Raw genomic sequence first — 21,747 nt, forward strand, 5'->3', positions numbered from 1 at the left:
AAAACCACCGGGCCGATTCCTGTATAAGCCAATAATGCCAACAATGCACCCAATATACCTGCCGAAAAGTTGTTAATCAACATCTCAAACCCAGCCGGCAGCTTTCCTTCAATCGCTTCATCAAACTTTTTTATTACATATCCACCAAGCGGGCCCATAATCATAGCCCCAAGAAACATCGGGATATCTACGCCAACTATTACACCGATTGTTGCAATGGCCCCGAGAACCCCGCCTCGGCTGTCTCCTACCATTCTCCCGCCCGTATATCCGATTAGCAGGGGAAGCAAATAAATAATCATGGGTCCAACCAGTTTGCTTAAATATTCATTGGGCAGCCAACCTGTGGGGATAAAAAGTGCGGTGATCAAGCCCCATGCGATAATGGCTCCAATATTGGGCATTACCATTCCACTTAGAAGTCTCCCAAAATTCTGAATTTTTTTCTGGCTTGTACTCGGATTACCTGTCTGAGTATTCAGTTGAACAGTTGACATTAATTGTCACCCTCCCTCATTCTTCTCATCGCAAATCACCAAGTTATTTCTGCAGAAATATTCTTTCTATTCCGGTAATGTCATTATAAGTCCTTTAGGATGGAGCTTCAATTCAAAGATATATTCATAAGTCCATAATGATTAGTGACAAAATTAAATATCCAAGGCGTCAAAGCACTCGCTCCCCAGCCAGATAAATAAAACATTTGAGAGTAATGGTAAAAAATAAGGACACCCGCTGCCAATTCATTGACAGCGGGTGTCCTTATTACCCTTGTTATTGTATTTCATTTAAAATTTTTACAAGTTCATCTGCATCTGTATCAGCAGAACAGGTTTGTACGATTGCTACATCGCCAATTCGTACTACACCATTATCATTAGTTGCTTGGGCGAGAGATTCTTTACTATGGTAAACAGCAGCCAGATGACCGGCAATTAGATAGCTGCGTTCTAGGGCACTCATATTAGAAAAAGCGGCTGGTTTCATAAAAGGCTTATTATTTACCTTGATATCTCCCGTCGCAGGATTAACACTCACTTTATTGTTGCTATACTCAGTCAGTTTTTTAGCATAGTTGTCTCGTCTTTCTTTTTCGCCTGGATGAGTCGACGGATTTAAAAGATCGTCAAAAAGGCCTTTAGACCCACCCTTGCCCATATTGTCGATTACACGCTGCCATACTGCGGCCGGAGTGCCTGGATTATAACCAGCCTCTGTAATATAAGAAAAGGCAACATTATCTGCTTCCCATTCATTTGGTTTGGTTACGCCAACAGCCTTAGCATTAGTAGCAACTATATCAACAGCCAATTGGCCGCCTCCACTCATTTGCGAGCCTGCAATCTTCTGTATAAAATCTACGGTCAATTTTTTCTTGGCACCATTAATAGGATGGCCTTTTTGTCCGTGAACCAATTCATGCGCAACAACTGCTGCTATCTTGCCTTCGTCATTATCAAAAAAGGAAAATACACCAACATTGACGGAAACATTATGTCCCAGACTGCAATAAGCATTGAATGCTGTTTGTGGATTAATGAAATAATTGTATGGCTTATTCATTATGGAAGGATCTGTTTTAGCAATGGCGCTTGTCAGTCTTGTCATAATACGTCCAAGCTCTTCATTTAGATCGGAGTCATCAATTACACCGTCTGATTTTTTAAGCTCCGCAAAAAGTTCATTTCTACCATCATTCTCATAGTAGTCCAGAGATTTCTTTACCTTCTCTTGTTGTGCGGCAGTACTTGCTATTGTGCCGCCGAGTCCGCCGAGACTCAAGGCTTCTGTCTTTGTTGGTTGTAGCAGGCCTACACCTAACGAAATGCAAAAGATCAAGGCACCTGCTCCAAGTACTGACTTACGAAAAAAAGTTCTTAGATTCAATTAAAAAACACCTCATTTATTTTTTACTTCCAGATTCCGATTCCCATTGCAGCAACAATGTATAGAATTTTTTTCAAATTCGGCAATCAGAATGGATACACTCAATAATTAAGTGTATCCATTCTGATATATCGTGTTTTCTTTGCAATATGTTTATAGGACTATTGCCCTTTTTAAGATTCCAATTTTCGAAATAATTATTTTAAATAAGCCCTTAAGCTCATTAAAATAGACATTAGCCAACAATTTTGACCAATGTCTATTAAGGATCAGGTACCGCAAAACGTTCGGTAAGGGCGAGATGATGGCGCAGGCAGTATGGAGTAATCAGCCTGTTCAGGCGAGTGTTCATAGGGGCTTGAAAGAACAACAAGTAGCCGCTCCATCACGCTGTAGTCTCCTTGTTTCACTGCGCTTTCTAGTGCGTTCTCTACCTGATGGTTCCGTGGAATTAGCGCAGGATTGCTGTTCCGCATCAACTGTTGCGAGGATACTTTCAATTCCTTCTGCCTGTCTAATCTTACCTTCCACAACTCATACCACTTAGCAAATTCTGGGGTTCCAAACAAGACTGTGTCCTCTGGCATATCAAAAGTTAATGCACGAAAAGTATTGGTGTAATCCGCACGATACTTTTTCATCATACTAAGAAGGTCTTCAATAAGTGATTCATCTTGTATCTCCTCGCTAAATATTCCCAGTTTTGCTCTCATTCCGGCGAGCCAATTACAGCGGTACAACTCAGCAAAATCAGAAATCGCATTCTGGGCCAATTCGATAGCCTGTGCCTGATTTACATGCAGCAGCGGCAATAGAGTTTCAGCAAATCGCGCGAGATTCCACTCGGCAATATGTGGCTGATTACCATAAGCATACCGACCTTGAATATCAATGGAACTGAATACCGTTGCTGGATCATAGGCATCCATAAAGGCACAAGGACCATAATCAATGGTTTCTCCACTAATGGCCATGTTGTCGGTGTTCATCACCCCGTGAATAAAGCCAACTAGTTGCCATTTAGCAATCAGCATTGCCTGACGCTTGATCACTTCCTGAAGTAAAGAAAGATAGCGACTCTCAACAGCATCAATGTCTGGAAAATGTCGTTGCAATGTATAATCCGCCAGGACCCGGAGCTCATCAACGGTACCCCATTCTGAAACGTATTGAAAAGTTCCGACGCGCAAATGACTATCAGCCACTCGGGTCAGGATTGCACCAGGCTGATCGGTTTCACGGATTACTGACTCACCGGTTGTAACCACCGCTAGACTGCGGGTAGTCGCAATACCTAGCGCATGCATAGCTTCGCTGATGATGTATTCACGCAGCATTGGTCCAAGCGCCGCTCGACCATCACCTCCGCGCGAGTATGGTGTTTTACCCGAACCCTTTAGCTGAAAATCAACCCGCTCACCTAGGGGAGTAATCTGCTCGCCAAGCAGCAGAGCCCGGCCGTCCCCTAACATCGTAAAATGCCCGAATTGATGCCCCGCGTAAGCTTGAGCAAGAGGTAAAGCACCTTCGGGAATCCGGTTGCCAGCAAGCACCTCTACCCCCTCCTTGCTTTGTAAATCCCGCACGTTTAACCCTAGCGATGTTGCCAACAAATAATTGAGTATGATTAACTTTGGTGAACATACAGGAGTTGGGTTAAGACTGGTAAAAAGTGATTTTGGCAAACGAGCATAGCTGTTGTCTAAGTTCCATCCTGTTTCGATTATTGCTTTTCCCATCGTCATCGTATCTCCCTTGTGCCAGCTAATTTCAAACACCCTACAGATACTAATTCATAAGATTATACATGCTGAAAAATCCGGATATTTTCGTTTAAATTTATTTTCTCCAGTATAGTACAAAACTAACGTGGAAATGCTAGCCACGTCAAATTACCAAGCTTATTTCCGCCGACCTTCTTCAACACAGAGCTAAGCATTTTTCATAGGGAGTGCCATTTTTTCTTTTCCTTCCATGGCATAATTAAAAAAGCCGCTTCAACCTCCGCATTACGCAAGGGTCGAAGCGGTTTCTTTCCGTTTGCTCTGGCATTCTTATAACGGAATTTTTATGCTTTGCGGAAAACTGAATATATTATGGGGATCATATTTTTTCTTGACACACCGTAGTATTGGTACATACTCCCCGGAATAAGCCTGCTCATAATTCGGCGTTCGGTTATAGGGAAAGTTTACATACGACCCCCGCGTAATAGTATATATATAGTCAAAACCCTTCTTTACCCATTCCTTATGTGCCGACGCTTCGTCTTTGCTTTCCCACGAGGACGTGATTGCCATTATATAGTCGGCCTGCCTATAAAAGAAAGCTGTCGCGTTTATATCCGTATCCCTGACAGTTCCCCCTAGGGAGTATACCCGAATGGACGAATTTCTGTCAGACGGCGCTTTATCTATAATATCGATAAGTTTCTCCAATTCGCTCTGCAAAAAATGCCTATGCACAAATCTTCCCGCTGTCTGAAAAGCTTCTCGTTTTGGATAACCTGCCCCAATTATTTTTACGGCATCGATAAAAGGGACATACTGGATATTATCAAGGGTTATTCCAGATATATTCAATAGAGGTGCCAAGATTTGTCTGGCCTCCTCCGGACGCCCGTAAAAAAATGCATTCACCCAGGCTCCCAACTTATATATTCCGCCAAATGCACTCATCCGTCGGTCCAAATGAGGCAGCCACTCCTGCCAGACCCGCAGAAATTGGATTCTTGCCGACGTATTATTATCCCAGCGCAGTTGAATCAAGGTTATTTTGTTTACTTTTTTCGACAACCGAAATTTATATCCGGTCACGACGCCGAAATTGCCGCCGCCCGCACCCCTTAGCGCCCAAAACAATTCTGGATTGCAATCGTGATTAGCCTTTAACTTATTTCCACTGGCATCGACCATTACAGCCTCTACAAGGCTATCCGCCGTCAGCCCCAGATAACGGGTGGATAATCCTATGCCGCCTCCCAAAACCAGTCCGGATATGGCTACTGTCGGGCAAGTTCCTCCGGGAAAAGTATATCCATATTGGTAAAGCCTTTCGTATAGAGACAATAATCTTGTTCCCGCCTGGACTTCGACAGTGCCATCAGGAATATCCACTTTTATGTCACTCATGCAAGTAGTGTCTATAACCAATTTATTCGTTCCTGTCGAGTAACCTTCGTAGTTATGACCTCCGGACCGAATCCGCAATTTGATTCCCTGTTCTCTCGACCAAATGATCGCGTTGGCTACATCACAGGGGTTAAAGCAATATACGATAGCAGCAGGATATGAGTCTATCGCCTCGTTATATTCTTGCCTGGCTTGCTCATATTCGGGATCCCCCGGTGTCACGACCCTTCCTGTTAGCCCATTGTACTTCAATTTCATCACCTGCTAAATTTACTTTTCTCGGATTATATTATGTTAATTAAATGCTCATTGTTACAGATTAGGAAGTAATCCGGCATCCGCAACAGGTGGAACTAACATAGCACATAAGAGCATGATGAAAGCTGCGGAATTAGTCCGCAATCAGTCGATCCCAATGGATTTATCCAACTTGGCCTTACTACAATTATAATCGTACAATGCCTGATGATAATTATTTTTGGCTTTGGCTACCGCCAATTGTGAGTCGATAACAGCCAAATTGGTATTTACCCCTTCTCTATACTGAATCTCGTTAATTCTAAAGGCTTCTTGAGCTTTGGCTACCGCAACTTTACTTGTTTCTATCCGCGCTTCAGCTGCTTTCAGACTCAGATAAGCCCGGCTCACTTCCACACCCGCCGCCGTCTTGGTTTGCCTTACTTGTTCCAGAACTTTATCAACTGAATTTTCCGCTTCTTTGATCCTGGCCTTAGTAAGGCCGGAATCGAATACATTAATTGATGCAGTTAAACCAACCATCCAGTAATCTTGCTTCAGACCGGGAAATTTGTCATCATTCCAATTATTACTGCCAATAAAATTGATTCGCGGCAATCTATCACTTTTAGCAACTTTTACCCCGGTCCTACAAAATTCAACCTTCATTTGCATTTGACTGATATCCGGACGGTCATCTTGAGCGTACTTCAAGCATTCTTCCAGGGAAAATGGATATTTCTGATAATCTAACTCATCTTTCACACGAATTTCACTGCTAGGCGACAATCCAGTAACGTCTTTAAGACTGACAAGCGCTAAATCGTAGTCGTTCTTGGCTTCTATCCATTCTTGCCGTGCATTTGCCACTTCCACCTCCGAACTAAGTACATCCGATTGACTTACGGTTCCTGCATCAAACTGTATTTGAACGCTATCCAGATGTGAAGTAAGATTATCCAACGTTTCCTGATTGACCTGTAACAGTGCGCCAGCCTTTAAAACATTGAAATAAGCGGTTAAAGTATCAAATCTTAATTGTTGCTTGATTTTCTTCACTTCAAGATCAGCAATATTAAGATTGTTATCTGCCTGGTCACGCCGTCCTTCTAACTCCCCTCCCGTATAAAGCGGTATGCTGACACTCAGGGTATCGCCAAAAAAAGTATAGGTACCACCAAACGCAGCATCGGCATATGCAGTACCTGCAAAATACTTTTCCAAAGTAAAAGCGGGAATCCCCGTCCGAATATCGCTATGTGTGTATGTTAAACTGGGACCAAATTTTGCTTTAGCCTCTGCAGCAACCAAGACAAAATTTTCTTTGTCAACTTCTGCCATTTTTATGTTGGAATTATTTTTCAGCGCCAGGTTAATACTGTCATTCAGAGATAGTTCTATCGGCGCCGCAAATACCTCTTTACTATTTACCAACAACGTGATGCAGCTAAGAGCTGTAATCAGAAATTTTAACCAGCCATTTGGTTTTATCATGCTATACTCTCCTTAAAAGTAACTATTTGTCAACCTCGTTCAGCGGCGTAATAGCGATTTGCGCCGTCATATTCCAGCGCAGCCGTTCATCCCACGTTTCCGGAGCAATAAACACAGTATAGGTCATATCGCCCCGTTTCTTCTCCCCATAAGAGCGAACAAACTTTACTTTTCCGGCAATATCCAAACCAGGTATTCCGTCAAATGTCAAGTCTACCGGATTCCCCTTCTTGACGTTAGCGACAGACAATTCGGTCAAATCGTCCGTCTTCACTTCCCATTCTGACTCATCAGCAATCCGTACCAATACTTTTCCGATCTCGGCATGTTCGCCAGCTTCCACTTCCAAAAAAACCACCGTACCGCTTATCGGAGACCTTAGCTCTGTCTTATCCAGCGCGTCCTGAGATTCAGACACCTTCTTTTCCCCAGCCGTCAACTCAGCCTGTGCCTGCACCAAAGCCGATTGCTTTCGCACTACATCGGTCTGAGCCTGTTCGACTTTTTGCCGGGTTGCCGCCCCGGCTCTTTCCAGCCGCTCCTGACGCTGCAGTTCACGCTCAGCCTCCGCCATATTCACCTTAGACTGTTCTACAACTGCCGCCGCTCCGGTTGCATTCGCATGAGCACTTCCCACACGGCTTTGATAATCCTCCCGTACTAACCGAATAACTGGTTGTCCGGCTGTCACCTTATCCCCTTCTTTAACTAATATTTCGCCAATCGTTCCATCCACAGGCATAGCTAATTCGGCATAATGCACCGGACATACAATCCCTTCAGCCAATATCCGGTCATCCGCCTTCACCGGCGATATATCCTTATTCTCATTTGGATGACTGCGTAACAACCATCCGAGACCTGCCGCAAGTACAGCGATCACTATCAAAATCAACAGCCCATATCGTTTTGCAAATGCCATATTCGTGCCTCTCCCCGCTCAATATTTATTCATAGTTTAGTACATCCCGCACACTCAGCCGAGCTGCATTCCAGGCTGGCAGCAAACTCGCAACGACTGACAACAAAATAGCCAGCCCCAGCCAAATACCCACTCCCAGTAAACTAAATGAAAACATCAGGGGATTTTTCAAAAACAACATCCCCACCTGATAACTTAACATTGCCGCCACAGGTACGGCCAAAATCATTCCAGCCATCCAACTCAATAATCCGATACAGAGGGCTTCTACCACAAATACTTTGCCAATATCCCAACTAGAAGCACCCACAGCCCGCATCACTCCGATTTCCCGGGTCCTCTCTAATACGTTAATGCCCATCGTACCAGCCAAGCCTAAAGCCCCCACAACTGCCAGCAAGATTGCCATCATAAGTAAAAAAGTGGTAATAATATCAAATTGGGAACGAATCCGTTGTTTCTGCTCCCAGGTTATTGTCACATTTTTAACTCGCAAATTGCTTTTTTTCAGATATTCTGCTAAATTTCTCCCCAAACTACTTTGTACCACGGTATCTGAAGAATCTGCCACAACCTGTACTGAGCGGGCCTGTCCGGCTTCTTGCACGGCTCGGGAAAACCACTCATAAGGAGTGTATACGATCGGTCCGGCCAGAAGACCCTGAACAATACCAACTACCCTGAATTTCAGTTTGCGTTTTCCCACCATTATCACAGCTGATTCGCCCACTTTTAACTGAGGGCTGTCTTTAAGCACCTCGGTATTCACCACCGCAGCATTCTCATCATCAGGCAATAACCACCGTCCCTCAATTATTTGAGGATAAATCATCTGCGTTTCTACCGGGGGTGCAAGAATAAACACATTATTACTGGCTTCTGTCTCCGACTCTTTCCTTTCGTCTGCCAATATTTGGCCGGACATTCGCCCCCAGCATTCCACCGCTTTCACTCCAGGCACTTCCAATACTGCCTGTTCCATTCTACTGGCTCTAACCGTATGATCAAATTCCACCATAACATCATAATGAAAATAATCCAATGCTTGATCCAAAGTTGAATACAAAGACGCCCGGACGGAAAACACCGCCATAAATACTGTCCCAGCTACAGTCAACGTTAGCAGCGTAAGCACCAGACGTCCCTTACGCCTAAAAGTGTTACGAAGTGACAACAATACCGGTCGTGGTAATCTTTTGAGCCGTTCCAAACCGGAATCAACCAGCCTGTCCACCCATCCCGGAGTCTGAATACCACCGATACCGTAATCATTTAGTGCTTCCCGAACCGTGATACCTGCTCCACGCCATATCGGAACTAAAGCTGCCATGAGAGGCACCAAAACAGCAACTGCCGTTTCCAAAATTACGACTCTGGGCGGTAACGCCAATCCTCCCGAATCAAAATTGAACATTTCGGAAATAAAACCGGTTACCGCCTTGGCAGCCAAGGCCCCCAGAGGAGCTGCCACGATCAGTGCTAAAATACCATAGGCTCCTACCAGACTCAGATACATACGTAATATCTGAGTCCTACTCGCCCCAATAGATTTCATAATTCCCACCTGACGTATCTGTTGAGCTAAAATGGCCGATACGGTATTTACCAATAAAAATGATCCCAAGAACAATGCCAGTACACCAAGCACTGCCAGCAGCAGCAATAGGGCATTAATTGTCCCTTGCATTTGATGTTCCCCAGGTGTATTGACCTGCATCCACGACACCAGCGTATTGCCCTGTTCCAATTTTCTCCAGGCCTGCCGACCTGCAGCCTTAATTGCTGTTGTATCATTCCCCTGCAGCACCCTGGGTTCAACCACTAGATTTACTTGGTTCAATTGACGTGACTCGTCCAACTTTTCTAACGTATCCATATTGATATAACCATAATAATTACCGCTAAACGGGCTAGGCGTTTGATTGGGGTCATATACAACTCCGGCCACTTTTACGGTTCCTTGATGCCCGGTAGACGTTTCTACTATCAGCCGATCGCCTTGCTTCACTCCCAGGGCAACTACCGATGATCGTTCCAAAAGTACCTCGCCGTCCCCCGGAGGCCATGCCCCGGATAAATGACGTACCACATTTACTTTCTGCTTTATATAGTCTGGGATGGCCACCAACATCATCTGCTGCCACTGACTATCGCCAGTTCTGATTCGCAGATTGACATTGCGTCGTCCCTCCACGGCTTTAATATTCTTTAACCTGCGAATGCTTTCCACCAGTTCCTCATTAAACGGATCGGCAAGCAGACTTGCGTTAGCTGGGGATGACACCATAAAACTGGCAACCATATCTCGCTGAAACATTAAATAGGAACTATAAACCATTCCCACTGCAAACACTCCAACGGAAATAGAAAGCACTACTAAAAGCGTACGTATCTTATTACCATAGAGATCTGACCATACCTTACACCAACGCGGCGATAAATAACCATAACGATTCATAGCGCCCCATCCCCATGCCCATCTGATACAATCCGTCCTTCAGAGACCGTGACAATCCGGCTGCCGCATTGCGCTAAATCCTCGTCATGGGTAACCATAAGAATGGTCTTACCACCCTGAGTCAGTTCTCTGAACAACTCAATGACTGCTTCGGCAGTTCGAGGATCAAGATTACCTGTCGGTTCGTCCGCTACTAAAAGCGGTGGATCGTTGGCCAAAGAGCGCGCAATAGCCACCCGTTGTTGCTGGCCTCCGGACAGATTCGTCGGCACCTTATTTGCCTGACTTCCAACGCCCACTAAATTTAACAAATTCATAGCCCGCTCCGGCCGTTCCGCCCGGTCATAGACATTACAAAAATCCATAGGCAGCATGACATTTTCCAACACTGTCAAAGTCGGCAGCAGTTGAAAAAACTGAAACACGACACCTACCATACGCCCCCTCCAGACGGCGATCTGGTCCTCCGTCAGCGTATGCACCGCTGTTCCGGCTACCCGCACTTCCCCTGAAGTAGGCCGGTCTATGCCTGTAATCATATTGATTAAAGTCGATTTCCCGTTGCCAGACTTACCGACCACTGCCACAAATTCACCACTGTCTACCCAAAGATTGATTCCTTTCAAAGCCACAAACTCACCGGCACCCGTCAAATAAACCTTTCGCACATCCGTAAGTTCCACCGCAGCCGCATTTGAGTCAGGCCCGGGTACATCCGCAGCCGCCAGCCAAGGCAGTAATTTCCCAATCATTTAATACGCCCCCTCAAATTTCCAGGCACTTTAAGCCACTAATTTTTATAATATAACTGGAAAAAGAAGTAAGCCCTTCGCAAATTTAGTGCGAGGCTTACTTCTCTTGTTCAGATTTCACTCTATGAAATTACTTTGTATCAGACAGGCGGCAAAGTCATAAACGTATAGACATAATGAACGAACTTCCTACATCCAACTGTAAAGGTATATCCTTTGTCATAATCTTACCGGAAACTTGTTAACAAGCTTCCGGTAAATTGTCCGGCAGCCTCCCGCCAAATAAGTTCAAACTCCAAGCAATTAATCCATACATTCAGCAGTGGAAAAAAAGCTTTAAAGATGCTCTCTTTCGCTGAAAATATCATAAGCAGTCTCTCCTGGCTGTGCTCTTTTCCATCATCTCAATATCCAAACCAAGCCCTGCGGCATTTTCTTTGCGTGCTACCGCAGCAAGCGCTATTTCATCAGAGTGGCTTATGGCCCCCACAATCCCCACAGCCATATCGGTTCGCCATTAGCTCCCTTAAACACAGAACATTTATTGATGCCCATTTGGCTTAATGCGCTATGAGCTGCCGACCTACCAATACAAAATTCACACCGGCGTTTTTGTACAGCTTTAGGACTGAGAAGCTCCAATTCTTCCGGGTAAAGCATCTTTTCATCATAATCAGCCGTCGTTTTCATTGAAAATCCAAAATTATTTTTGAACGGTGATACTATACCCGTCATCCCTGTATACCCCCTTTCACCTGTTATATCCGTAAATTCCTTATTTGAATAACAGCCTGTACAGCCAATGCTTTTTTATATCAACCGCCTTTTTAGGACATAGCTCATGACAGCAAAAACAGTTAATACATTTATCCAAATCCGGTATTGGCTTTCCCGAACTCATATCGATAATTTGGGCCGGACAACCTCTTGCACACTCACCGCAAGAAATGCAGGCAGTATAATTAAACGCCGGTTTGGCCCGTAAGCGTTTTACTAAAAAAGACTCTAAGAATGAGGGAACAATACCACTGAATAGACTCTTGTCTAGCGACCTTGGTAGTTTAAACGGAGGTATCTGCAGATCATTAAGCTGAACTCCCTGAACCGACACATCCTTAAGCTCACCGCTGAAAAGCCCTCTTTCTCTGGCTGCCTTCATTGTAGGAACTTGAAGTGGATGTATTCCCACAATATTAACGGCTGCAGTGTCCAGTGCATAGGGATTTTCAGCTGCCAGAATAAGCCCAACATGCCTTTTTTCCCCCGCCGAAGGTCCATCGCCCTCCATCCCTTCTATTGCGTCAATGACCGTAAATATAGGTTTGATATACTCACATATGTCAATTAAATGGTTGGCAAAGTTTTCCGTATTATTCATTTTTAAATGATACTCAGCTTTTTTCAGTCCGGGTATGACACCGAACAAATTTTTTACCGCCCCAGTATAAACCATCATGCCATGAGTTTTTAATTTTGCTGCTGACACAATGAAGTCAACCTTCGTAGCAATATTAATGATCTCAAAGTGCTTCAATTTTTGCGCCTGTTTATGATAAACACGTACACTGGACGTATCATAATTCAATTCGCAGCCCGTTCTATTAGCAACATCAAACATCCCCGCTGCTCTATAAATACTGGTCAATCTTTTTACAACAAACGGGCCGCCCGGACTATCTCCGATAATCACATTGCATCCTAGATCCTGAAGATACCTGACAATTGCCTCTACGACCACCGGATGGGTGGTAACTGCATCAGCAGGCACATTTTTCTTTAACAAATTGACTTTAACCAAAACTCTTGATCCCGTTTTTACTATGCTCTTGATTTCCTTAAGCTGATCCAAACAATCATAAACTGCTTTTTTTACTTCTTCATACCGGTAGCTCTCACATTTTGTAATGCTGACTGTTTCCATTTAGCCTCCACTCACAAAGAATTCTGACATATTTCTACTTTTTTCCCGTTTATTAATTAAATAAAGCCGACTTTCCGGCAGTGTTCCAGCATCAATTTTACTTTTAAACTGTCTAGTTTAGGCCAGTTAAAATCTAGCGCCTGCAAAATACGTTCGGTTTTTTGATTCCGTACAATAAAAGCGGTTTTACTCGCCCCTTCAAAAAACACATTAGAATGAACAAGAATTCTAGTAATGTAGTTTTGAATTTCTTCATCCTCGTACCGAGCATATAAATATGTCACGAACTTATTTAACGCAACGGTATCAGCCTGAATCCCGGTTTGTTTTAAAAGTTCAGCAAATGAAATGATGCTGATTTGGCGTGGATTGAAAATATGGTAAGTTTCACCTTGCAAGTTTTTCTTATCAAATAGTAATACAATTGCCTTAGCAACATAATCGATAAAAGAAAAATTCAGGATGTTATCTTTTATTTCCGGAAAACAACCCAGTTTTATTAGCGATTTTACAAGCGCATAGAAAGCATTATTGGTTATATTCTCTTGAAAAACACCTGATGAAGAATTAAACACAAGATTTCCCACCCTGAAAATATTTACATCTAATCCCTCGCGGCGCGATTTGAACAAGAACTTTTCCGCTTCCAACTTTGTTGCTACATAATAATTATCCGAATTTTGTCCCAAATCACAATCATATTCTGTGAACACCACCTTATCTTTTCCATCTATAAATCCACTGCCAATACTCGTTGTAGATATAAAATTGTAGGCCTTGGGAATACCGATACTGGCAAATTCAACAAGTTTTTGATTTCCTGTTACATTAACATCAGAAAATTCCGAGTAATGGCCATAATGTTTTACATTAGCTGCAGAATTTATAATATAGTCAATTTTATCAGCTAGTTCCAGATATTTTTCCGGAGTTAAACTAAAATACTCTTTTGATATATCACCGTGAAATACACACAACCTTGTTTGAAAGCAATCACATTGACTTTGTTTGAGATGAAAATAAAAATCCAACTTACCCCATAACCGGTCCCTTGCCACATTATCATTTTCACCTCTTACCATCACAAAAACCCTGTAATCCGTATGTTTTAATAACTGGTATAAAATATGTATGCCAAGATATCCCGTTCCGCCAACAAGCAGAATATTCTTCCCCTGCAAAGTTTGAAAAAGATCCATTTGCTGATAAACCTTATTTTTAAGCCTGTAATCACGTAAAGCACATCGTAATTCACCGTCAAAGCCACTGCATTTTTCGCGTGTAGCCGCTATTTCGCCCATCCCTTCTAGCATTTCTTTTAGTCTGTCTTTTGAATACTTGATCGTATCTGACAATTTTCTGATCGTCTGACTTTGAAAAAGATCATTTATTCCGATTTCAAAATCCAGAGCAAGTTTAGCTACAACCTGTATAGCTTTTAACGAATTTCCCCCTAAGACAAAAAAATTATCGTCAATTCCGATTCTATCCAGTCCAAGTATTTCTTGCCAGACATCTTGTATCCTTTCATCAGCCTTATTTCTTGGAGCGGTATACTTTTCTTCCGACACTCTCCATTCATCAGGCTGAGGCAATGCTCGCCTGTCGATCTTGCCGTTAGAAGTCACAGGCAATTTATTAAGTTGGGTAAAATACACTGGTACCATATATTCAGGCAGTTCCATGAGCATATATTCTCTCAGCTCGTCCGTTGTCACTTCTGTTTCTGCGACTACATAGGCCGCTAAATATTTGTCGTTCGCATGATCCTGTCTGACAATAACCACCGCTTCCTTAACAAACGGATGCTGTAACAACCGGTTTTCTATCTCCCCCAGTTCAATCCGAAATCCCCGAATTTTGACCTGCTGATCCATCCGGCCTACAAATTCAATATTTCCGTCTGAAAGCCATCTGGCAAGGTCACCGGTCCGATACATCCGTTTGCCAGGTGTAAATGGATTTTCTACAAATTTCTCCGCCGTCAATTCCGGCCTATTCAAATACCCTCTGGCTAAACCGTCACTGGAAATACATAGCTCTCCTAAAGCACCGACGGGCTGTAAATGATTGTTTCTATCTACAATATAGACCTGCGTATTATCCATCGGCCGGCCGATGGGAGGAAGCGCAGCGTCATGGTTAGCCGGACTAACAACGCCCCACGTTGTAACAACCGTGCTTTCTGTCGGACCGTAATGGTTAAATAACCTAAACGAAAGCGTGGGGCTTGGTCTGCGATGCAATTTATCACCGCCGGTCAGCATAGCCCTCAGGGCAATAACCGGGGGCCATTTTTCAACAAGCAGCGCTTCTGCCAACGGTGTCGGCATAAAGCATACGCTAATCTGATAATGCTGTAACCACTCAATCAATTTCAGCGGCGACATTCTAGTTTCGTGATCCGGAATATAAAGACCGGCACCGGCAAGCAAGTAGGGCCATATCTCCCATACAGAAGCATCAAAAGCTTGTCCAGCCACAACGGTAGCTCTGTCTTCCGATGCGATGTTATACACCCGACGGTGCCAGGATGCCAGATTCATCAGGCTAGCCTGCTCAATTTGAACTCCTTTTGGCGTACCTGTTGACCCTGAGGTATAAATGACATAGGCTATATCTCTCATCGTATTTTCATGCGTTAAGTTCGCAGAATCCCCCTGGTATACATCCGGACAATCCAAGTCAATCAGTTCCCCGGCAAAGCTAATCTTATGAACCAAGTGCTTCTGCGTTAATAATATCCTGGTTCTACTATCCTGCAGCATATAACTGATTCTATCCGCCGGATACTCCGGATCAATCGGCAAATAAGTTCCTCCGGCCTTTAATATTCCTATAATTCCAAGAATCATTTCCGGTGAACGTTCCGCCATAATGCCCACTATGCTGTTAGCTTTCACTCCTTTACCTCTTAACATCCGCGCCAGCTGGTTAGCTTTTTCATTTATCGCATGATAAGTAAGCCGCTGTGTCAAGAAAGCCACCGCAATATTGTCAGGCGTTCTCATCACCTGCTCTTCAAACAATTCCGGTATCGTCTTATCTTTCGAGTATTCTACTTCTGTATGATTAAAAGCATACAGGAGTTTCTTTTCTTCCGCTTCCGTCATTATGCTTATGTCTTTGACCAAGACTCCGGGATGATCAAGCACGTCTGCCAACATGGCCCTGATCTGCCCTTCAAGTCCCTCAATAAACCATTTATCATAAACCATAGCATTGTATATAAATTTAATACTCAATTCCCGTCCGGGAATAATGACAACATTTAAATCATAATTTGTTTGCTCAAAAACTTCACTCCCCGTTATCATTACGCCAGTGTCATCCTTTGTTACCTCTTCCAGCGGATAATTTTCAAACGCCACAATATGATTGAATAAATCATCTTTTAAAACTGTCCTCCCCTGTATTTCGACAAGAGGACAATAACCATACTGTTCCGCATCAATCGCAGCTTGTTGCACTGACTGCAGCAATGAAACAAGTTCCTGGCTATCGTCAAACTTTATTCTTACAGGTAACGTATTAATAAATAATCCCACCATGTTTTCTACGCCCGCAATTTCATGCGGTCTGCCTGATACAACGGTTCCGAACACCACATCATTCATGTTATTATATCGGGCAAGTAAGAGTCCCCAAACTGTCTGAAACAAGGTACTCAACGTTACATGGCTTTTCCTGGCCATATTTTCAAGATCGTATCTTGTATTCTCTTCCAGACTAAACAGGAATTCCGCACCCTCATAGCTTCCCTGTACAGGCACGCCAGCGTTTTTAGGAAGTAAAGCCGTTTCCTCATAGTCTTGCAAGTATCCCTCCCAATAAGCTGCCGCAGTATTATCGTCCTGCGTATCCAACCAGTTTATGTAGTCACTGTACGGATAAACTGCCGCAGGCTGTGGCAGCTGATTCTTATGCAAAACGGCGTATCCCCGGAAAAATTCTCTAAGTATAATCCCCAAACACCATCCGTCCATAATGATGTGGTGAAAACTCCATATTAACTTACAGCAATCATTCCCGGTCTGAATAATACTCAATCGTATGAGTTGCCCCTTCGAAAGATCAAATCTTTTCATTTTATCTTGCTCTTTAAATGCCGCGATAAATGCCTTTTGATCCTCTGCTGATAAGTGAGTAATGTTCTCAACCTGTATACAAGCCTTTTGTTCCTTCATAACCACTTGAACCGGAGGAACTATTTTTTCATAGACAAACAGGGTTCTGAAACTATCATGCTGATCAACAAGCATTTGGAAACTTCTTTCCAACTGAATGATATCCAGTCTGCCTTCTATTGACAACATCACTTGTTCAAAATACGCTGACGATGTATGATCCAGCATTGCATGATACAGCAGACCTTCCTGCATCGGACTCAGCGTGTACAAATCTTTTATGTTTCTAGTATTTACATTGCTGAAGACCGCTTGAAGTTCATCCATTGTGAGCTTCTTATAAGTAAAATCACTAGGCGTCTGTTCCGTATCGTCGCTTTTTGCGCAATGATGAATAATTTGAGTCAACTTTTCCTGAAATCGTGCGGCAAATTTTGCAATGGTCTCACGTTCATATTCACCGTTATGATATGCAAAGGTAAGCATCAATCTTCCCTGATTAACCATGCCGTTTATATCAACAGCATACGGACATTCCATATTGGGCGACATCCCCTGGCCCAGGGAAACATCCGCAATAGAAAATAGATCCCGATCTGTCACAATATCGAATTGTCCCAGATAATTAAAGCTTATTTCCGGCTTTAAATTAAACCGCAGTGAATCTTTATTTTCCGGTAACGTCAGATATTTTAAAATTCCATAACCGATTCCCTTGTTAGGAATCTGCCGAAGATTTTCTTTTACAGCTTTTATCCGGTTGGCAAGATCCCGTTTTTCTCCCCAATTCAGTACCACCGGATATTGAGCGGTAAACCAGCCGACTGTCCTGGATACATCTACGTTTTGAATGATTTCCTCCCTGCCGTGCCCTTCAAGATTAATTAATACATTTTCCTGACCGGTCCATTCCCCAATCGCGAATCCTAATGCTGCAAGCAAAATATCGTTAACCTCGGTATTATAGGCTCGATTCACATCTTTAAGTAATCTTGCCGTATCCTCTCCCGTTAATTCCACACGAACTTGCTCAATGTCCTGATACTTTCTTTCGGTAATTGGCCGATCTTTAGGCAACGGATTTATATTCACTGCTTCCAGACCAACCCAGTAATCAATCTCACTTAACAGTTCTCGCCTGTTGGCATATGCAGATAACTGCGCCGACCAATCGGAAAATGAATCTGTCTTAGCCGGAAATTTAATTTCCTCGTCTTTGGACGCCTGCATATATCCATTAAAAAGATCCTGAAGTATAATTCTCCAGGATACTCCGTCAACAACCAGATGATGAATCACCAGCAGGAGGTAATCTCCCGCTCTAGTCTGAAAGCGGCAAGCCTTAACCAATGGCCCGTTATCAAGATCGATGCTTTTCTGAAGTCTATCCGCCTCGGCTTCGATAGCTGCCAGGAAGTTATCTTGGTTTAATAAGTCAACAGTTTCCAAAGAATACAGTTGTCCTTCCATTCCCCTGTTATAGAGAACAATTCCGTCGCCTTCCCTGCTTACTACCATTCTGAGCGCGTCATGATGCTCAACAAGTTTGGTAAATACCTTTCGCAGAATACCTTCAGCAAAACCTTGGGAACCATAAATCAAAACCGACTGGTTAAAATGATGTTTTTCGCCAAACCGTTGCTCAAACAACCAATGCTGCACAGGCGTCAAATTTGCATTTCCTTCAACAATACCTTGCTCCACTATATTTGCAACTTTTTTGACTAAGCTGCTTACCTCTTCGATCACGGGATGTTTAAACAAATCTTTCATTTCCAGTTTTAGTCCATAATCATTCAATTGTGACAATACCTGTATCGCTTTGATCGAGTCTCCGCCCAAATGAAAAAAGTTATCCTTTACTCCGATCCTCTCCGTCTGTAATACATTTTGCCATACATGAACCAATACGGCTTCCGTTTCGTTTTTTGGCGCTATATATTCCACATCCGAATCGATGCTACGGTCCGGCTCAGGCAGCACCCGTTTGTCAATTTTACCATTAAGCGTCAATGGCATACGATCCAGTCGTATTATGTAGGCCGGAACCATATAATCCGGCAGTTCTTTTACCAAATATTCTCTAAGTTCATCTACCGTCAATTTATCATCTGAAACAAAATATGCAACCAAATATGTATCACCCTGTGAATCCTTCTTTTCAATTACAACCGCATCCTTAACCGATTGATGCTTTACTAGCCGCGTTTCTATTTCTCCCAGTTCAATTCTGAATCCCCTGATCTTTACCTGGGAATCGCTCCGGCCAATGTATTCGATATTACCATCAGGCTTCCATCTTGCAAGATCCCCGGTCTTGTACATCCGTACACCCTTACAATAAGGATGAGGTACAAATTTTTCCGCCGTCAGTTTCGGTCGGTTAAGATAACCGCGCGCCAGTCCGTCTCCCCCTATACACAACTCACCTACCGCCCCCATAGGCAGCAGCCGATTCCCCTCGTCAAGAATCCAAATCTCCGTATTACTGATCGGACCGCCTATCGGAACCAGCCCGTCGCCCAGTTCCTGTTCGTTGTATTCCCATGTAGTGGCAATAACCGTTGCCTCAGTAGGTCCATAAGCGTTACGATAGGCCACCCGGTCCTTCCATTTATCAACCAGCCCTTTTGTTATGGCAGATCCACCTGTAAATAATTGTTTTAATTTAGGTACCCTTTCCGGCTTTATACCATTCAAGTAGGTAGGTGGCAAGAGAGTTACAGTTATTCCGTTGTTATTGATATAATTTTCAAAATCAACAAGATTATTAATCGTTTCACGCTTTACAATGAACAATGTTGCTCCAATCAACAAGCTGGTAAACATTTCCCAAACGGAAGCGTCAAAGGAACTGCTAGCAAATTGCAGCATCTTATCCTGTCCACCTAACTGATAATTCTCGCTAAAAAAGGTAGTCAGATTGATAATTCCCCGGTGCTCAATCATAACACCCTTTGGTTTTCCTGTTGAACCCGAAGTATAGATAATATACGCCAAATTTTCCGACGTATTTATCCTACCTAGATTGCCCGCATCGCCTCTATATAAACTAATATCTTCCATATCAAGTACTTTCCCTTGATAAGCATAGCTATCTTTCAACTGGCCTTGAGTCAGCAAAATGCCGGTAGAACTATCCTCCAACATATATTGAATCCTGTCCGGTGGATAGGTTGGGTCGATCGGCAAATAAGCGCCACCTGCCTTAAGTACTCCTAAAATACTAATAACCATCGCAATTGACCGATTGGCCATGATACCTACAATACCGTCAGGCTTTACTCCGTTTCTTATTAATACTCTGGCCAATTGATTTGCCTTGGCGTTCAACTCCCCGTAAGTCAGCTGCTTACTGTCAGCTACTACCGCTAATTTTTCCGGCATTTTTGCCGCTTGTTCCTCAAATACTGTCTGAATGGTTTGCTCTCGGCAATACGCTGCCTTGGTATCATTAAAATCACACAAAAGCTTATGCTTTTCTTCTTCAGGTATTATTTCGATTTCAGAAATGCTTTTCTCACTGCTCTTAAGCATTTCACCCAGCAAATAGTTAAAATGCATCGCAACATGATCAATCGGAATAAATTTTTCAAATGCACTAAGTTGATAATCAAAATCAATATCTATATCCCGCTCACTGTTATACTCTCTTACAAATATAGTTAACGCATTTCGTTCATGCTGATGAGCCATGCTTACAATATCATAATTACTGGCAGTAATAAAGTTTTCACTAAATTCACGATTAACATAAGAAAGAGAAATGTCAAAAAGGTTACCTTTATCCTTCGCCTGATTAAAAACTGTCCGGTATATTTCTCCGAATGGAAACTTCTGATGTCTATAATCTTCCATAAGATTTCCTTTAATTGCAAGCATCAGTTCCCTAAAACTTAGCTTTTCTTCCAACTGAACGCGTAAGGGAATCACATTTGCAAAAAGCCCCATAATTTGCTTGTTTTTTGCTTTACCACGATTCGAAATAGGAACGCCGATAACCAATTCATCCCGACTACATACTCTGCCAAAATAAATAGACAATACCGCCAAAATAAAATGAAAGGCCGTACAGCCATTGGCTTGGCTAAATGCGACCACTTGATCATACAAGCTCCTTTTTATACTAAAAGTAATCCTGTCACTTACCACCGAATTGCCATGATCATCCATATTCCGGTTGAAAAGCGGCTCCGGAATGGCTTGATATTTCTCTTGCCAAAATTCTTTATCCTTTAAAAACGCTGGAGAAGAAAGATATCTGTTATTTTCTTCAATAAATTCTGTATATGAATAAATGGTTTTATCTGGCTCTTTACTCCCGGTAGCTATTTGATTATATTTTTCAATAACTTGTTTATACAGCATGGAAACGCCAAATCCATCGATAATGATATGATGAAATTTTAAAAGCCAAAAATACGTTTGATCATCAGACTTAAGTAAAGCAAACTGAAATAAATTACCATCAAATTCAAATGGTTTCAAAAATTCCTGTTTGAGCCAATTAAGACAGGCTGTATCAGGTTCTTCTCTGCTCGAAAAATCATAAAACGGAACATCGTACTTCACTTCTGACAATATTTTCAGATAAGGTTCACTTGCTTTTTCAATTATTCTTATTCGCAAGGAATCATTATTCTTTATTAATGTATGAATGGCTTCACCAAAAATCTCCGGATCGATGATACCCTGAATAGCTATATACCCGCCTAAATTATAAATAGGTTTTCCCGAATACAAACACTGCTCCAGCCAAATATCCTTTTGATAAGAAGTTAATGGATATTCAGCATGCACAACCCCTGTTTTATGCAT

At 42.8% G+C, this 21,747-nt stretch carries 13 protein-coding genes; all 13 read right to left on the minus strand.

All coding sequences use genetic code 11. From position 1 onward, the window contains the following. Positions 1-497 (minus strand): PTS transporter subunit EIIC (locus Ga0466249_RS21570; protein WP_215831562.1); only part of this gene is annotated, 497 nt, incomplete at its 3' end. A gap of 277 nt (positions 498-774) precedes the next feature. After that, positions 775-1,887, minus strand: a complete 1,113-nt coding sequence (locus tag Ga0466249_RS21575; RefSeq protein ID WP_215831563.1) for a M48 family metallopeptidase — start codon at positions 1,885-1,887, stop codon at positions 775-777. Positions 1,888-2,156: 269 nt separating this feature from the next. After that, positions 2,157-3,626: a protein adenylyltransferase SelO gene (locus Ga0466249_RS21580; RefSeq protein WP_215831564.1), complete on the minus strand. Its 1,470-nt coding sequence runs from the start codon at positions 3,624-3,626 to the stop codon at positions 2,157-2,159. A 315-nt stretch (positions 3,627-3,941) separates the two neighbouring features. Beyond that, the gene (locus Ga0466249_RS21585; RefSeq protein WP_215831565.1) at positions 3,942-5,270 is read right to left on the minus strand and encodes an FAD-binding oxidoreductase; all 1,329 of its coding nucleotides are present in this window, start codon (positions 5,268-5,270) and stop codon (positions 3,942-3,944) included. A 150-nt stretch (positions 5,271-5,420) separates the two neighbouring features. Continuing rightward, positions 5,421-6,749 carry a TolC family protein gene (locus Ga0466249_RS21590; RefSeq protein ID WP_215831566.1) on the minus strand — a complete coding sequence of 443 codons (1,329 nt, stop codon included), beginning with the start codon at positions 6,747-6,749 and terminating at the stop codon, positions 5,421-5,423. Between the two features lie 22 nt (positions 6,750-6,771). Next, positions 6,772-7,671, minus strand: coding sequence for an HlyD family secretion protein (locus Ga0466249_RS21595; RefSeq protein ID WP_215831567.1), 900 nt, complete (start codon positions 7,669-7,671; stop codon positions 6,772-6,774). 25 nt (positions 7,672-7,696) lie between these two features. Beyond that, the gene (locus Ga0466249_RS21600) at positions 7,697-10,129 is read right to left on the minus strand and encodes an FtsX-like permease family protein (RefSeq protein ID WP_215831568.1); all 2,433 of its coding nucleotides are present in this window, start codon (positions 10,127-10,129) and stop codon (positions 7,697-7,699) included. Next, on the minus strand, positions 10,126-10,881 hold the full coding sequence (locus tag Ga0466249_RS21605) for an ABC transporter ATP-binding protein (protein WP_215831569.1): 756 nt from the start codon (positions 10,879-10,881) through the stop codon (positions 10,126-10,128). Before Ga0466249_RS21605 ends, Ga0466249_RS21600 begins: the two co-directional genes overlap by 4 nt. A 227-nt stretch (positions 10,882-11,108) precedes the next feature. Beyond that, on the minus strand, positions 11,109-11,249 hold the full coding sequence (locus Ga0466249_RS21610; RefSeq protein WP_215831570.1) for a hypothetical protein: 141 nt from the start codon (positions 11,247-11,249) through the stop codon (positions 11,109-11,111). After that, complete coding sequence (locus Ga0466249_RS21615; protein WP_215831571.1) at positions 11,246-11,386, minus strand: hypothetical protein; 141 nt, start codon at positions 11,384-11,386, stop codon at positions 11,246-11,248. Before Ga0466249_RS21615 ends, Ga0466249_RS21610 begins: the two co-directional genes overlap by 4 nt. Beyond that, entirely contained in the window at positions 11,359-11,616 is a 258-nt protein-coding gene (locus tag Ga0466249_RS21620; RefSeq protein ID WP_215831572.1) for a hypothetical protein, read from the minus strand. Before Ga0466249_RS21620 ends, Ga0466249_RS21615 begins: the two co-directional genes overlap by 28 nt. Positions 11,617-11,656: 40 nt before the next feature. Beyond that, the gene (locus Ga0466249_RS21625) at positions 11,657-12,802 is read right to left on the minus strand and encodes a DUF362 domain-containing protein (protein ID WP_215831573.1); all 1,146 of its coding nucleotides are present in this window, start codon (positions 12,800-12,802) and stop codon (positions 11,657-11,659) included. A 56-nt stretch (positions 12,803-12,858) separates the two neighbouring features. Further along, entirely contained in the window at positions 12,859-21,747 is an 8,889-nt protein-coding gene (locus tag Ga0466249_RS21630; RefSeq protein WP_215831574.1) for a non-ribosomal peptide synthetase, read from the minus strand.

The sequence above is a fragment of the Pelorhabdus rhamnosifermentans genome (genome assembly GCF_018835585.1).
In the GTDB taxonomy this organism is placed as follows: Bacteria; Bacillota; Negativicutes; order UMGS1260; family UMGS1260; genus Pelorhabdus; species Pelorhabdus rhamnosifermentans.